We start from the raw sequence: 16,657 nt of genomic DNA, 5'->3' as shown, positions 1-16,657 counted from the left end.
CGTGAATCAGAAAACCGTCACCGTGTGAATCCCTGATGATTCAGCTCGGCTGAAAAACGCTCTAGCCGGCCCTGGCCGACCGGGCGTGATACGCCCGCGCTTTATGCTGTGACGCTATGCGATGGCTCCGTACCGCATTCCCCCGATCCCGATCCCGATCCCGATCCCGATCCCGATCCCGATCCCGATCCCGATCCCGATCCCGACCGAGGCGGCCGGCCGGCCGGGCGTTCGATGGGGAAGAACATGGTCCCGGCATGTTGTACGGCATCGATCACAAGGGTGGGACGATGCCGGAAGCGCATGTTCGTACGCCGTGGCTTCGACGGACCGCCAACCCCATACCCGATGATCCTCAACGGGCCGGGGCGTGCCGGGTCCACAGCGTAATGGACTCGACCTTGGCGGTCGGGCGATAGACGGCCATCGCCGCCGCGAGTGCGGGATGCGCCCTGATGAAGGCGAGGCCGGGATGCTCGTCGACCAGCACGATGTCCGGTGCGCGGGCCACGATGTCGGCGGCGAGCAGCCCGGCGTCGTCCGCCTCCACTTGCCGCAAGGCTGCTTGCCGTTCGGGCGAGAGCGAACGTTCCTCAAGCTGCTGACGCGCGCCGCCGGTTGCCCACAGGCTTCCGCGACGGCCTATCCATCGGCCATCGACCCAGCGCGTCAACGGATGGCCGAGCGCGATGTCGAACGACACGCCGATCAACCGTGGATGCGGCGGCCCGGCACGGACGACTGCGTCCCGCAGCGCATGAGGTTCGGGCACGCGCGCGTAGCCATAGGCCGACGTCAGCGCGATCATCCAGGCGCACAACCACCCCAATGCGCGCGCCTTGCCCGGTCGCGCCAGTTCCAGCGCGACCGCGAGCAGCGCCATCGCTACCCCCGGATAGCCGTGATTGAGATAGCCCTTACCCTGCACCAGCGCGGCCAGCACGAACCCGCCGGTCGCGAGTAGTGCGACCGTTGTCGGCTTCGACGGGGTTCCGCGCGAAAGCCAGAGCGTGAGGACTGCGACCGCCGCAGGAACGACGACGACCGGTCCTGTCATCAGGTTCTCCCATGCGTCGCGCGCCGGCAGATAGACGAGCCGCAGCAGTGGCAGCATATGCTGGAGATAGTGCGGAAAGGCCACGATCACGACCGCCGCGTACCCGACACCTGTCAGCACGACCGCAGCCCATTCGACGTCCAGCGCGTTTCTGAACGAACGTCGCCGAACAACCAGCCAGGCTGCAACCCCCAGCAGGGCGAGCGCGAGGTGCGGTTTGATGACGATCATCAGGCCCGCGCCGCAACCCGCCGTGCAGGCGTCGGCACAGGTGACGGATCGCCCTTCCGCCCGCGCGACCATCAGCGCCAACATCGGCAGGCCCGCGACCAGCGCGAGATGCTCGCGCTGCGCGAACAGGTCGGCCGGGAGAATGAGAAGCACAAACGCCGCAGCGGCGACAAGTCCGCTGCTGATTCTCACCGAACGGTCGAGCAGCCGCCCGACCTGGATCAGCGATAGCGCCGCGAGGACGATGCACAGCCCGACGGTAACCGGTTCGACCCGCATCCCTGCTGCACGCGCCACCGCGACGAACGGCATGTAGAGCAGGACAGAGGCAGGCGGGTTCACTTCTTCGACGTCGCGATAGAGCAGCGCGCCATCGATCACGCGCTCGGCGACACTGATCAGCCACGACACATCGCAATCCAGCGACGACATGGACTGCAACAGGATCGCAAGCGCCGCGACCGGTACGATCCACCCGGCCCGATATACCCGCAAGGACAACGCGACGTTTGCGGATGCGGCGACCATGTCGGCGAGGTTAGCGGGGATCGGTTGCGATGCGCTTAATGCGCCATGGCGTCCGGCGCACTGCGCGCCATAGCCATTCCGGCCACGTCGCCAAGGCTGACGGCATCGGTCTGCCCACGTTGCGGCAGAGTTATCAGGCGACGGCGGATCACGCTGGTGCCCTCTGGATCAGCCGGGGTGCCGGCGACACGCAACGGGTCCGGCCTGACCGCCCGTACCCGCTCCTCAGTGCCACATGGACGGCGTTGAACCAGCGTCCAGTCCGGTCGGGAATCGCGAACGTCGCTTCTCGTAGCCCGTCGAGAACGCATCCGCCGCGGATCGCGTTCTCGACACGTGCGCTACGTCACAGCACGTAGCGACTGAGGTCGGTGTTGCGCGCGATGCTGGCCAGTTGCTTGTCCACATAGGCTGCATCGATCGTCACCGCCGTGCCGCGACGGTCCTCCGCGTCGAAGCTGACTTCCTCCAACAGCTTTTCCATCACCGTCTGCAACCGGCGTGCGCCGATGTTTTCGATCTCCGCATTCACCTCTGCCGCGATGCGCGCGATCGCCGCGATGCCGTCGTCGGTGAAGTCGATGCCGACGCCTTCGGTGGCCAGCAGTGCGCGATACTGCGCGGGCAACGATGCCTTGGTATCCGACAGGATCGCGACGAAATCCGCTTCGGTCAGCCCCTTCAGCTCGACCCGGATCGGTAACCGACCCTGTAGCTCGGGGAGCAGGTCGCTGGGCTTGGCGACGTGGAACGCGCCGCTGGCGATGAACAGCACATGGTCGGTCTTCATCGGTCCGTATTTGGTGGCGACAGTCGTCCCCTCGATCAGCGGCAACAGGTCGCGCTGCACGCCTTCGCGGCTGATCGATCCGCCGCCGCGCCCGTCGCTGACCGCGATCTTGTCGATCTCGTCGAGGAAGACGATGCCGTTCGCCTCCGCATCGGCCAGCGCGACCCGGCTGACCTCGTCCTGATCGAGCCGCTTGTCGGCCTCCTCCTCGACCAGCTTGTCCCATGCCGCGCGGACGGTCAGCTTGCGGCGCTTCTGCTGTCCGCCGCCGCCGAACGCCTTGCCCATCATTTCGGACAGGTTGATCATCTGTGGCGCGCCGCCGGGAATCTCGAACGGCATCTGCGGCTGCGCTTCCAGCTCGATCTCGATTTCCTTGTCGTCGAGATGGCCGTCGGCGAAGCGCTGGCGGAACGCTTCGCGCGTTGCTTCGCTGGCGCCCTTGCCGGTCAGCGCGTCGAGCAGGCGCGTCATCGCCGCGCCCTCCGCCTTGTCCTTCACCGCCACGCGGCGGCGTTCGCGTTCCAGCCGGATCGCTTCCTCGACAAGGTCGCGCGCGATCTGTTCGACGTCGCGACCGACATAGCCGACTTCGGTGAATTTGGTCGCCTCGACCTTCACGAACGGCGCGTCGGCCAGCTTCGCCAGACGGCGGCTGATCTCGGTCTTGCCGCAGCCGGTGGGCCCGATCATCAGGATGTTCTTCGGGCTGACCTCGTCGCGCAGGTCGGGGGCAAGCTGTTGCCGGCGCCAGCGGTTGCGTAGCGCCACCGATACCGCGCGCTTCGCGTCGGCCTGTCCGATGATGTGCGCGTCGAGCGCGGCGACGATCGCCTTGGGCGTCAGAGTTTCGGTCATGATGTTCCTGTGGGAACGTCGCCCGGCGTCTGCGCCGGGACGACGGAATGGAGAAGCGTCAGGCAGCGCTGTCGAGTGCTTCCAGCGTCACGCGGTCGTTGGTGAAGACGCAGAGTTCGGCGGCGATCCCCAGCGCCTTGCGCGCCACCTTTTCGGCGTCCGATTCATATTCGGTCAGCGCGCGGGCGGCGGCGAGGGCGAAGTTGCCGCCGGACCCGATCGCGGCGACGCCGGCTTCTGGTTCGAGCACGTCGCCGTTACCGGTGACGACCAAGGTCACGTCCTTGTCGGCGACGATCAGCATCGCTTCGAGATTGCGCAGGAACTTGTCGGTCCGCCAGTCCTTCGCCAGCTCGACCGCCGCGCGGAGCAATTGCCCCTGATGGCGTTCCAGCTTGGCCTCCAGCCGTTCGAACAGCGTGAAGGCATCGGCGGTCGCACCTGCGAACCCCGCGATGACCTTGCCGTCGCCCAGCGGGCGGACTTTCCGGGCATTGGGCTTCATCACCGTATTGCCGGCGGAAACCTGTCCATCGCCGGCAATGACCACGCGACCGTTGCGGCGCACGGAGACAATCGTGGTGCCGTGCCACACCGTATCTTTGCTCATGAGCGCGATATGGGGGCAGGGGGGCGCAACCTTCAAGATACGGCCTTGGGGAGGGGCGTCGGTTGAAGGCCCCCCCCGCCGTGGACCGTCCTAGCGTTCGTTCCCCTTCGCCTTGCCCCACGCCCGTGCCGCGGTGTAGCCGAGATAGCCGGTGCCGAAGAGCGCGTAGAGTTCCTCCGGGATACCGCGCAGATAGGCGGTCATGCCCTTTGCGATCGCTTCCGCCATGCCGGGCTGGACCGCCGAGATCAGGCCCATCGGGATCGCCCATAGCAGCAGCGCGTACATCACGTAGAGGAACCCCGGCCGCGCGCGCGACGTCCATGGGTCGGGCGACTGCGCCTCCGCCACAATCGCCGCCATCTGCGCGCGCACCTGATCGAGGTCGCGCGTGGCATCGAGTTTGAGCAGTTCCAGCTTGGCCGCGTCGCGGGCGCGGGGGTCGGGGATCAGCTTGTCGAGCAGTCCCGCGATCGGGGCGATCAGTCCGTCGAGAATCGGCATGGTCGAAGTCCTTTCATCGGAGCGAAATCGGTATGCAAACGGCGTTGCGCCCGGGTCGGCGGGCTACGGACCCGGAGGGTGGCCAGGACGCGGCGGGGCCAAAGGTCACGAAAGTCACACTCGCACGCGTTTTGTGTCACCCGATGCGATGCGCCAGCCAGCCATAGAGAAACGCCTCGTTCGCCGGGCGGCTTTCGGCCAGTGCGAGGTAGCGTTCGCCCTGCAACGCCTCGACCGCCTTCACCAGCACCGCCTCGCCATGCGTGCCGCGTGTCGCCAGCATCGCGTCGAGCGCGGCGAGCGTGGCGGGACCGACGCGGCCGTCGCACGCGATGTCCGGCCAGTCGCGCGCGTTGCGATTCAATGCGTTGAGCGTGCGCTGGAGAAAGCCGCCGGCGACCACCGGTCCCATATTGACGGCGGTGTCGAACAGTTCGGCCGCCAGCACCGGTGCGCGCGTCGCAACGCGATCGAAGCCGGGCTGCCGCCAGTAGCGGTCGCGATAGAGGCGGACGGCATGGGCGCGGGGGAAGTCGCGCATTTCTCCGCGATAGCCATCGGCGCGCGCGACGGCTTCGGTGACGCCGAACCGGGTCGGGCCGCCACGGTCGGCGGGGTGATCGACATAGCCGCCTTCGCGCTCGATCAGGTCGTCGATAAGTCGGTCGATGTCCATATGGTCCTCCTGTTGGAGGTGGAACATAACCGGAACGGTTCGTTGTAGGAAAGCGTCGGTCGCGGGGACGACGAATATGCCGGCCGGGCCGGACGATTGAGCGCCGGTAGGCGTGTGCGCCATCCAAGCCAAAGGGCGTGGCGGGCGGCCATTGCATTCGGTATCGTACCGTATGCTGTTACGGGTCCTTATCTGCATCGGTGTCGTTGCGGCTTTCGCAGCGCCTGCTCACGCCCTCTGCATCTACCATGGCGTCGACAACGCAAAGACGAGTATCGAACAGGAGTTCAGGGACGCGCAGTGGGTCGTTCGCGCCCATGTAGTTTCCGCGGAATACCACTGGTCGGATGAGGACGGGTCCTGGACCCTCTACCGACTGAAAATCGTCCAGAGCTTCAAGGGTAATCTGCCGCAAAGGTTCACGTTCTTCACCGAGCGGAACAGCGGCGGATTCTACATGGATGGCGAAGGGGGAGCGCCCGATCTGGACGGCGACTACCTCCTCTTTCTAACGCCCCGTCCTTCGCCACGCACCGACCCACCGGCAGCCAAGGGAGCGTTGTGGATTAACTACAACTGCGGTCAGTCTAAAGCATGGTCGAACGTGACGCAGACACAAGCCGCCCGGCTTCGAGCGCTTGCGGTTCGCCGCTAAGCCTTGCCGCCGCGCAGTCACGCCGACGTCGGTACGATCGCGGGATATCTCCGGGCAGTCGCAAAAATTCGCCGCTCGATGACGGGGCGGCGGAAGGTATTTTCCGGTCTGTTCCAAAACGCGGGAAGATCATTTTTTGCCGTTTCGGCCCGCTACCCACCATCCAGCGATGGCTGTGATCGGCAGCGGACCGGTTCCGTCCGAAGGTCCGCCGTACCGCGGACCTTCGGACGAACGGTCACTTCAGGTCGAGCATCACCACCGATTTGGCCGGCAGCGTGACGTTCAGCGTCCCGCCTTGCAACTGCGCGCCAGTGAAGGCGGTCGGGACCACCTCGTTCGGCGCGTCGAAGCGGTTATGCGCGTTCATCGTCGGTGCGGTCAGGATGCGGCCGGTCAGCGTGGTTCCCGCCACGCCGGTCAACTGTACCGCCACCGTCTGCGCGCGGTTCGGATCGGCGTTCGACAGCGCGACATGCACCGCGCCGTCCTTGCCGCGTACCGCCGATGCGGAGACGGCGGGCAGCGTCCACTGATCCTTGTTGTACCATGGGGACTTCACGTCGATCGGCAGCACGGTGCCGTCCATGTACGGCTTGTACATCTCGAACACGTGATAGGTCGGGGTCAGCACCATCTTCGGACCGTCGGTCAGGATCATCGCCTGGAGCACGTTCACCATCTGCGCGATCGCGGTCATCTTCACCCGATCGGCGTGTTTGGCGAAGATGTTCAGGTTGATCGCGGCGACCAGCGCGTCGCGCATCGTATTCTGCTGACGCAGGAACCCCGGATGCGTGCCGGGGTCCTGCCCGTACCACGTCCCCCATTCGTCGACCGCCAGCCACACGCGCTTCTTGGGATCGTACTTGTCCATGATCGCGGAGTGCTTCGCGATCAGTTCCTCCATCTTCCACGTCCCCGCCAGCGTTTCCGCCCAGCCGGCCTCGTCGAAATCGACCGGCGACGCCTTGGGCGCCCACCCGCCGGGAACGGTGTAGTAATGCAGCGACACCGCGTCTATCTGGCCGATCGCCTCGCGCAACATCACTTCCGTCCAGTTGTAATCGTCCGAATTCGCGCCCGACGCGATTTTCAGGACGCGGCTGCCCTGTGGCGATTTGATGAAGGTCGAATAACGGCGGGTGACGTCCGCCGCATATTCCGGGCGCATGTTGCCGCCGCAGCCCCATAATTCGTTGCCGATGCCGAAATACGGCACCTTCCACGGTTCCTTGCGGCCGTTGCGGGCGCGTTCGTCGGCCAGCGTGCCGGCCTGCTGGGTCATGTATTCGACCCATTCCGCCATTTCCTGCGGGCTGCCATTGCCGACATTGCCCGAGATATAGGCTTCGGCCCCGACCTGTTCGGTCAGGTCCATGAATTCATGCGTACCGACCGCATTGTCCTCGGTCACGCCGCCCCAATGGGTGTTGATCTTGACCGGGCGCTTGTTCTTCGGCCCGATCCCTTCCCGCCAGTGATATTCGTCGGCGAAGCAGCCGCCGGGCCAGCGGATCGCGGGTACGCCCAGCCGCTTGAGCGCGGCGACGACGTCGTTGCGGAAACCGCGCGTGTTGGGGATGGTGCGGCTGTTGCCGACCCACAGCCCGCCATAGATGCCGGTGCCAAGATGCTCGGCGAACTGGGTGAAGATGCGCCGGTCATAGGTCGGGCCGGGCTGATCGCCACGCACCGCGATGCGGGCGGGTTCGGGCGGCGGGGCGGATGCGGTCTGCGCGGTCGCGGTGACGGCGCAGAACAGCGCGGCGGTGCCGGTGAACAATGTGCGGGCGTGGTGCCCCCACGGGCGGCGGCGAGTCATGGTTCGCACGATTATCCCTTCCTGTACTTGTCTGATTATTGGGTATCGGAACCCACGCAGGAAGGCAATCGGCGGCGGCGGTTATTGTGGCGCGGGCAGGGTGCGCATGCCGCCACCCGGCGTCGGCGGACGCGGCGTCCACGTACGAACGAAAACCGCCGCCCGGTTGCCCGGACGGCGGTTTCCTTACTTCACGATGCGAACCCGAACGATCAGTCGTTCAGATACTCACCGGCATCGGCGTCAGTGCCATGCCCCGAGGGGACGACATCGGCCAGCGGATCCGACGCGCCCTGTCCGTCGCGCGGGCTGCGCGCGAGTTCGGCGGCATGCTCTTCTTCCGCCGAAGTCGGGGCGATGAAGCCCTGCAACGCCTTTTGCTGGGCGCGCAGTGCCGCGTCGCGCGACGTGGCCGCCACACGCAGGCGGTTCACGCCCGCACCGGTCCCCGCCGGGATCAGGCGACCGACGATGACGTTCTCCTTCAGGCCGTTCAGGCTGTCGATCTTGCCCTGCACCGACGCTTCGGTGAGGACGCGGGTCGTTTCCTGGAACGACGCGGCGGAGATGAACGACCGGGTCTGGAGCGAAGCCTTGGTGATCCCGAGCAGGATCGGCTTGCCCTGTGCCGGCGACTGGCCGGGGGCCAGACGCGCATTGGCCTCGTCCATTTCGTCACGGTCGAGCTGTTCGCCCGCCAGCAACGTGGTTTCGCCGCCGTCGGTGATCTCGACCTTCTGCAGCATCTGACGAACGATCGTTTCGATGTGCTTGTCGTTGATCTTCACGCCCTGGAGCCGGTAGACGCCCTGGATTTCGCTGACGAGATATTCGGCCAGCGGCTCGATCCCCATCGTTTCCAGAATGTCGTGCGGGTTGGGCGATCCGCCGATCAGGTTGTCGCCACGCTTGACGTAGTCGCCTTCCTGAACGTCGATCACCTTCGACTTGGGCACCAGATACTCGACGACCTCGCCGCCATCCTCGGGCTGGATGCCGATCTTGCGCTTCGCCTTGTAATCCTTGCCGAACACGACCCGACCGGAAACCTTGGCGATGATCGCCGCTTCCTTGGGGATACGTGCCTCGAACAATTCGGCGACGCGCGGCAGACCGCCGGTGATGTCGCGGGTCTTGGCCGATTCACGGGCGACGCGGGCAAGAACGTCACCCGCCTGTACCTGTGCACCGTCCTCGACCGACAACACCGCGCCCGGCGCCAGCATATAGCGTGCCGCCTCGCCCGAATTGTCGTCGAGCAGGGTCATGCGCGGACGCAGATCCTCCTTCGACTTGGTCGTCACGCGATATTCGATGATCTCGCGCTGGGCGATACCGGTCGCTTCGTCGACACGCTCGGTAACGGTCTTGTTCTCGATCAGATCGATGAACTTCACCGTACCGCCGGTTTCGGTAATGACCGGTGCGGTGAACGGGTCCCATTCGGCCATCCGGTCGCCCTGTGAAACGATGTGGCCATCGTCGAACAGGACATACGCGCCGTACGGAATACGGTGCACCGACAGGTCGCGACCGTCCATGTCGACGATCGCGATCTCGCCCGACCGGCTGAGCACCACGCGGCGGCCGCGCTGGTCCTCGATCAGGCGCAGGTCGCGGAACTCGACGGTGCCGTCGACCGGCGCCTCGAGGTTCGACTGCTCGTTCAGCTGCGCCGCGCCGCCGATGTGGAAGGTCCGCATCGTCAGCTGGGTGCCCGGCTCACCGATCGACTGTGCTGCGATGACGCCGACGGCCTCACCGATGTTCACCGGCGTACCACGGGCCAGATCGCGTCCGTAGCAGGTGCCGCACACGCCGACCTTGGCTTCGCAGACCAGCGGCGAACGGATCTTCATCGCCTGAAGCCCGATGCCCTCGATCCGCGTGATCATCGCCTCGTCCAGCAACGTGCCGGTCGGGAAGACGACCTCACCGGTCTTCGGATCGACCACGTCCTCGGCCGTGGTGCGGCCGAGAATACGTTCGCCGAGCGACGCGATCGTTGCGCCACCTTCGATGATCGACCGCATTTCCAGCGCGCGCTGGGTACCGCAATCTTCCATGATGATGACGCAGTCCTGCGACACGTCGACCAGACGGCGGGTCAGATAGCCCGAGTTCGCCGTCTTGAGCGCCGTATCCGCCAGACCCTTGCGCGCGCCGTGGGTCGAGTTGAAGTATTCAAGGACGGTCAGACCTTCCTTGAAGTTCGAGATGATCGGCGTTTCGATGATCTCACCCGACGGCTTGGCCATCAGGCCGCGCATGCCGGCGAGTTGCTTGATCTGTGCCTGCGAACCGCGGGCACCCGAGTGTGCCATCATGTAGATGGAGTTGATCGGCTTTTCGCGGCCGGCCATCGGGCCGTCCTCGTACCGCCGGACCGCCTTGATCTCGTCCATCATCGACGTCGCCACCTGATCACCGCAACGGCTCCAGGCGTCGATCACCTTGTTGTACTTCTCCTGCTGCGTGATCAGGCCGTCCTGATACTGCTGCTCGAAGTCCTTCACCTGGTCGCGGGTCTCGTCGACCAGCTTGTCCTTGTCCGGCGCGATCAGCATGTCGTCCTTGCCGAACGAAATGCCGGCCTTGAACGCGTGGCGGAAGCCCAGCGCCATGATCGCATCGGCGAACAGCACGGTCTCCTTCTGACCGGTGTGACGATACACCTCGTCGATGACGTCGCCGACGTCTTTCTTGGTCAGCAGGCGGTTGACCGTTTCGAACGGCACCTTGTGGCTGTGCGGCAGCGTTTCGCCCAGCAGCATACGGCCCGGCGTCGTTTCGTACCGCTTCAGATACTGGTTGCCGGCCTCGTCGGTCTGCGGAACGCGGCTGACGATCTTGGTATGCAGCGTGACGGCACCGGCATGCAGTGCCTGATGCACCTCCGCCATGTCGCCCAGCAGCATGCCTTCGCCCGGCTCGTTCGTCTTTTCCATCGACAGGTAATACAGGCCCAGCACCATGTCCTGCGACGGCACGATGATCGGCTTGCCGTTCGCGGGCGACAGGATGTTGTTGGTCGACATCATCAGGACGCGCGCTTCCAGCTGCGCTTCAAGCGACAGCGGCACGTGCACGGCCATCTGATCGCCGTCGAAGTCGGCGTTGAACGCGGAACAGACCAGCGGGTGAAGCTGGATCGCCTTGCCCTCGATCAACACCGGCTCGAACGCCTGGATGCCCAGACGGTGCAGCGTCGGTGCGCGGTTCAGCATCACCGGATGCTCGCGGATCACCTCGTCAAGGATGTCCCAGACTTCCTTGCGCTCCTTCTCGACCCACTTCTTCGCCTGCTTGAGCGTCATGCTCAAACCCTTGGCGTCGAGGCGTGCGTAGATGAACGGCTTGAACAGCTCGAGCGCCATCTTCTTCGGCAGGCCGCACTGATGCAGCTTGAGTTCCGGACCGGTCACGATGACCGAACGACCCGAATAGTCGACGCGCTTGCCCAGAAGGTTCTGGCGGAAGCGGCCCTGCTTGCCCTTGAGCATGTCGGACAGCGACTTGAGCGGACGCTTGTTGGCACCGGTAATCGTACGGCCGCGACGGCCGTTGTCGAACAGCGCGTCGACCGCTTCCTGCAACATGCGCTTTTCGTTGCGGACGATGATGTCCGGCGCGCGCAGTTCCATCAGACGCTTCAACCGGTTGTTGCGGTTGATGACGCGGCGGTACAGGTCGTTCAGATCCGACGTGGCGAAGCGGCCACCGTCCAGCGGCACCAGCGGACGCAGTTCGGGCGGAATAACCGGCACGACGTCGAGGATCATCCATTCGGGACGGTTGCCCGAATCGATGAAGCTCTCGACGACCTTCAGCCGCTTGATGATCTTCTTGGGCTTCAGTTCCGACTTGGTGACGGCCAGCTCGTCGAGCAGCTCCTTGCGCTCGCCCTCGAGGTCGAGGTCGATCAGCATCTGCTTGACCGCTTCGGCACCGATTCCGGCCGAGAACGCGTCCTCGCCATACTGGTCCTGCGCGTCGAGCAGTTCATCCTCGGTGAGAAGCTGATACTTCTCCAGCGCGGTCAGGCCCGGCTCGATCACGATGTACGATTCGAAATACAGCACGCGCTCTAGCTGCTTGAGCTGCATGTCGAGCAACAGGCCGATGCGCGACGGCAGCGACTTGAGGAACCAGATGTGCGCGACGGGGGCAGCGAGTTCGATATGGCCCATCCGCTCACGACGGACCTTCGACACCGTGACCTCGACGCCGCACTTTTCGCAGACGATGCCCTTGTACTTCATGCGCTTGTACTTGCCGCACAGGCACTCGTAATCCTTGATCGGACCGAAGATGCGCGCGCAGAACAGGCCGTCACGCTCGGGCTTGAACGTGCGATAGTTGATCGTCTCGGGCTTCTTGATCTCGCCGAACGACCACGAGCGGATACGCTCGGGCGAAGCGATCCCGATCTGGATCTGGTCGAAGGTCTCCGGCTTGGCCACCGGGTTCGCGAAATTGGTCAGTTCGTTCATTTTGCTTTCCTCACAGGGAGGGAAAATTCGTCAGGCGAGGGGGAAGGGCGTCGCATTCGTCATGCGACGCCCCATCCTCATTCCGCCGCGTCGGCGAGGTCGCCGGTCTTCTCGGCATTGCCCAGCTCGATGTTCAGGCCGAGCGAGCGCATTTCCTTGACCAGCACGTTGAAGCTTTCGGGAATGCCGGCCTCGAACGTGTCGTCACCCTTGACGATCGCCTCATAGACCTTGGTGCGGCCGACCACGTCGTCGGACTTCACCGTCAGCATTTCCTGCAACGTGTAGGCGGCGCCGTACGCCTGAAGCGCCCAGACCTCCATCTCGCCGAAGCGCTGTCCGCCGAACTGCGCCTTGCCGCCCAGCGGCTGCTGGGTAACCAGGCTGTACGGCCCGATCGAGCGGGCGTGGATCTTGTCGTCCACGAGATGGTGCAGCTTGAGCATGTAGATGATGCCCACGGTGACCATCCGGTCGAACTGGTCGCCGGTACGTCCGTCGAACAGGATCGACTGGCCCGACGTGTCGAGACCCGCCAGCTCCAGCATCGCCGTCACGTCGCTTTCGCGTGCGCCGTCGAACACCGGGGTGCCCATCGGAATGCCGGTGCTGATGTTCTGGACCAGTTCCGACACCTGCTCGTTGGTCCGGCCCTCGATATCGTCGGCATAGTGACCGCCGTAGATCTCCTTGAGCCGGTCCTTGACCGCCGACGGCATGCCGCCGGCGACCGCGTTCGGGTTGGCTTCGCGCCAGTCGCGCAGCGACCGGGCGACTTCCATGCCGAGGTTGCGGGCAGCCCAGCCGAGATGCGTCTCGAAGATCTGACCGACGTTCATGCGGGACGGCACGCCCAGCGGGTTGAGCACCAGATCGACCGGCGTCCCGTCGGCGAGGAACGGCATGTCCTCCGCCGGCAGGATGCGGCTGATGACGCCCTTGTTGCCGTGACGGCCGGCCATCTTGTCGCCCGGTTGCAGCTTGCGCTTCACCGCGACGAACACCTTGACCATCTTCAGCACGCCCGGCGGCAGCTCGTCGCCCCGCTCCAGCTTCTCACGGCGATCGTGGAACTTGTCGGTGATACGCTTCACCGCTTCGTCATACTGCGCCTTGACCGCTTCAAGATTGCCTTGCGCCGTATCGTCAGCGACGGCGAACCGCCACCATTCGTGCTTGTCGACGCTGTCGAGCAGATCCTGATCGATGACCGATCCCTTGCGGATGCCCTTGGGCGCAGCCGTTGCGGTCTGCCCCTCGAGCATTTCGCGCAGGCGGCTCCACGTCGCACGGTTGAGGATGCCGCGCTCGTCGTCCGAGTCCTTCTTGAGGCGCTCGATCTCCTCGCGCTCGATCGCCATCGCGCGCTCGTCCTTGTCGATGCCGTGACGGTTGAAGACGCGGACGTCGACGACCGTACCCGACACGCCCGGCGGCAGGCGAAGCGAGGTGTCACGCACGTCGCTGGCCTTTTCACCGAAGATCGCGCGCAGGAGCTTTTCCTCCGGCGTCATCGGCGATTCGCCCTTCGGCGTGATCTTGCCGGCGAGGATGTCGCCCGGTTCGACCTCTGCCCCGACATAGACGATGCCCGCCTCGTCGAGGTTGCGCAGCGCTTCCTCACCCACGTTCGGAATGTCGCGGGTGATATCTTCCGGCCCCAGCTTGGTGTCGCGGGCCATCACTTCGAACTCGTCGATGTGGATCGACGTGAACACGTCGTCCTTCACGATCCGTTCGCTGATGAGGATCGAATCCTCGTAGTTGTACCCGTTCCACGGCATGAACGCGACGAGCGCGTTGCGGCCCAGCGCCAACTCGCCGAACTCGGTCGACGGGCCGTCGGCGATCACTTCGCCGGCTTCGATCACGTCGCCCACCTTCACCAGCGGACGCTGGTTGATGCAGGTCGACTGGTTCGAACGCTGGAACTTCATCAGCGTATAGATGTCGACGCCGCTTTCGGCCGCGTCGACTTCGCCGGTCGCGCGGATCACGATGCGCGCGGCATCGACCTGATCCACCACGCCCGCACGCTTGGCCGAAATCGCCGCGCCCGAATCGCGCGCCACGGTTTCTTCCATGCCGGTGCCGACGAACGGTGCCTCGGCCTTGACCAGCGGCACTGCCTGCCGCTGCATGTTCGATCCCATCAGCGCGCGGTTGGCGTCATCGTTTTCGAGGAACGGAATGAGCGATGCGGCGACCGACACCAGCTGCTTGGGCGAAACGTCCATCAGCGTGACGTTTTCGGGCAGCGCCATCAGGAACTCGCCCGCCTGCCGTGCCGACACGAGGTCCTCGGCGAAGCTGCTGTCCTCGTTCAGCGTGGCCGACGCCTGGGCGACGGTGTGCTTCTGCTCTTCCATCGCCGACAGATAGACGACGTCGTTCGTGACCTTGCCGTCGACGATGCGACGATAGGGGGTCTCGATGAAGCCGTACTTGTTGACGCGGCTGAACGTCGCAAGGCTGTTGATGAGACCGATGTTCGGGCCTTCCGGCGTTTCGATCGGGCAGATACGGCCATAATGCGTCGGATGGACGTCGCGGACTTCGAAGCCCGCGCGCTCACGCGTCAGACCGCCCGGCCCGAGCGCCGAAACGCGACGCTTGTGCGTCACTTCGGACAGCGGGTTGGTCTGATCCATGAACTGCGACAGCTGCGACGAGCCGAAGAATTCACGCACCGCGGCGACCGCCGGCTTGGCGTTGATCAGGTCGTTCGGCATGACGGTCGACACGTCGACCGACGACATGCGCTCCTTGACCGCACGCTCCATCCGCAACAGCCCGACGCGATACTGGTTTTCCAGCAGCTCGCCGACCGACCGCACGCGACGGTTGCCGAGGTTGTCGATATCGTCGACTTCGCCCTTGCCGTCCTTCAGGTCGACCAGCGTCTTGACCACCGCGAGGATATCCTCGCTGCGCAGCGTCGTCACCGTATCCTCGGCATCGAGGTCGAGGCGCATGTTCAGCTTCACGCGGCCCACGGCCGACAGGTCGTAGCGCTCGGGATCGAAGAACAGGCCGGCGAACAGCGATTCCGCCGTTTCCAGCGTCGGTGGCTCGCCGGGGCGCATGACGCGGTAGATGTCGGACAGCGCCTGTTCGCGCTCTTCCGCCTTGTCCACCTTCAACGTGTTGCGGATCCACGGACCGGTCGACACATGATCGATGTCGAGCAGTTCGATCCGCTCGATTCCTGCCTGATCCAGCAGTTCGAGATTCTCGGCCGACACTTCGTCGCCCGCCTCGATATAGATCTGGCCGGTGGTTTCGTTGATGAGGTCATAGGCCGAATAGCGGCCATAGATTTCCTCGGTCGGGATCAACAGTTCGGCAAGACCGTCCTTACCCGCCTTGTTGGCGAGGCGCGGGCTGATCTTGGTGCCGGCCGGGAACACGACCTCGCCGGTGTTCGCGTCGACGATGTCGAACGACGGCTTCTGGCCGCGCCAGTTCTCTGCCGCATACGGGATGCGCCAGCCGCCTTCGCCGCGTACGAAGGTCACGCGGTTGTAGAAATGGTTGAGGATGTCCTCGCCCGTCATGCCCAGTGCATAGAGCAGCGACGTGACCGGCAGCTTGCGCTTACGATCGATGCGGACGTTGACGATGTCCTTGGCGTCGAATTCGAAATCCAGCCACGAACCGCGATACGGGATGACCCGCGCGGCGAACAGATACTTGCCCGACGCGTGGGTCTTGCCGCGATCGTGATCGAACAGCACGCCCGGCGAACGGTGCATCTGCGACACGATGACGCGTTCGGTGCCGTTGATGAAGAACGTGCCGTTGCCGGTCATGAGCGGCATGTCGCCCATGTACACGTCCTGCTCCTTGATATCGAGCACCGAGCGGGCTTCGGTATCCTGGTCCACCTCGAACACGATCAGGCGCAGCGTGACGCGCATCGGCGCGGCATAGGTGATGCCGCGCTGACGGCATTCCTCGACGTCGAACTTGGGATCTTCCAGCTCGTAGGTGACGAAGTCCAGCTCGGCGGTGCCGGCGAAGTCGCGGATCGGGAAGACGCTGCGCAGCGTCTTTTCCAGACCGGACACATAGCCGATCGACGGATCGGAACGCAGGAACTGTTCATAGCTCTCGCGTTGCACCTCGATCAGGTTCGGCATCTGCACCACTTCGTGGATGTCGCCGAATACCTTGCGGATGCGGCGCTTGTTCGTGCCGCTCGTGCTTGCCTTGGTCGCCATGGAGTCGTTGGCCTCGTGCTGTATCGAATTCTGCACCCGGTGCCGGCCGGGCTGGCGTGCGATCAGGACGACGAAAGCCGCGCACCCCGCATGGGGTCGCAGCTGTTCGAGCGTCCTGCAATGGCATCAGGCCCATACATGCAATGCGTTGCGCGACGACGCATTCTTTCCCGGTCCTGAAGCAAGTCTGCGATATAGAAGCAGGGC

At 64.7% G+C, this 16,657-nt stretch carries 9 protein-coding genes; 1 reads left to right on the top strand and 8 read right to left on the bottom strand.

Annotated features, from left to right (window positions below):
• Nucleotides 1–355: 355 nt before the first annotated feature.
• The 5 genes from IFT55_RS05060 to IFT55_RS05040 form a co-directional block, all read right to left on the bottom strand.
• A complete protein-coding gene (locus IFT55_RS05060) occupies nt 356–1,783 on the bottom strand; it encodes a hypothetical protein (RefSeq protein ID WP_192089566.1) in 1,428 nt (475 codons plus the stop codon).
• A 379-nt stretch (nt 1,784–2,162) separates the two neighbouring features.
• The gene (hslU, locus tag IFT55_RS05055; RefSeq protein ID WP_192089565.1) at nt 2,163–3,464 is read right to left on the bottom strand and encodes an ATP-dependent protease ATPase subunit HslU; all 1,302 of its coding nucleotides are present in this window, start codon (nt 3,462–3,464) and stop codon (nt 2,163–2,165) included.
• Between the two features lie 58 nt (nt 3,465–3,522).
• Nucleotides 3,523–4,074 (bottom strand): ATP-dependent protease subunit HslV, encoded by a 552-nt coding sequence (gene hslV, locus IFT55_RS05050; protein WP_192089563.1) that lies wholly within the window; start codon nt 4,072–4,074, stop codon nt 3,523–3,525.
• A 90-nt stretch (nt 4,075–4,164) separates the two neighbouring features.
• Nucleotides 4,165–4,578, bottom strand: a complete 414-nt coding sequence (locus IFT55_RS05045) for a holin family protein (protein WP_192089562.1) — start codon at nt 4,576–4,578, stop codon at nt 4,165–4,167.
• Nucleotides 4,579–4,714: 136 nt separating this feature from the next.
• Nucleotides 4,715–5,254, bottom strand: a complete 540-nt coding sequence (locus IFT55_RS05040; RefSeq protein ID WP_192089561.1) for a glycoside hydrolase family 108 protein — start codon at nt 5,252–5,254, stop codon at nt 4,715–4,717.
• Between the two features lie 172 nt (nt 5,255–5,426).
• On the opposite strand from IFT55_RS05040, the gene IFT55_RS05035 reads away from it, so the two are divergent.
• Nucleotides 5,427–5,909, top strand: coding sequence for a hypothetical protein (locus IFT55_RS05035; RefSeq protein ID WP_192089559.1), 483 nt, complete (start codon nt 5,427–5,429; stop codon nt 5,907–5,909).
• Between the two features lie 238 nt (nt 5,910–6,147).
• Here the strand turns inward: IFT55_RS05035 and IFT55_RS05030 are convergent, their stop codons facing one another.
• The 3 genes from IFT55_RS05030 to rpoB form a co-directional block, all read right to left on the bottom strand.
• Nucleotides 6,148–7,734 (bottom strand): alpha-N-arabinofuranosidase, encoded by a 1,587-nt coding sequence (locus IFT55_RS05030; protein ID WP_192089750.1) that lies wholly within the window; start codon nt 7,732–7,734, stop codon nt 6,148–6,150.
• Between the two features lie 212 nt (nt 7,735–7,946).
• Nucleotides 7,947–12,227 carry a DNA-directed RNA polymerase subunit beta' gene (gene rpoC / locus IFT55_RS05025; protein ID WP_192089558.1) on the bottom strand — a complete coding sequence of 1,427 codons (4,281 nt, stop codon included), beginning with the start codon at nt 12,225–12,227 and terminating at the stop codon, nt 7,947–7,949.
• A 77-nt stretch (nt 12,228–12,304) separates the two neighbouring features.
• Nucleotides 12,305–16,450 (bottom strand): DNA-directed RNA polymerase subunit beta, encoded by a 4,146-nt coding sequence (gene rpoB, locus IFT55_RS05020; RefSeq protein ID WP_192089556.1) that lies wholly within the window; start codon nt 16,448–16,450, stop codon nt 12,305–12,307.
• Between the last annotated feature and the right edge of the window lie 207 nt (nt 16,451–16,657).

The organism is Sphingomonas sp. CFBP 13720 (assembly GCF_014842075.1).
Taxonomy (GTDB): Bacteria; Pseudomonadota; Alphaproteobacteria; order Sphingomonadales; family Sphingomonadaceae; genus Sphingomonas.
Note: the sequence above shows the minus strand (reverse complement) of the source record. Positions and strands in the feature narration are given on the sequence as shown.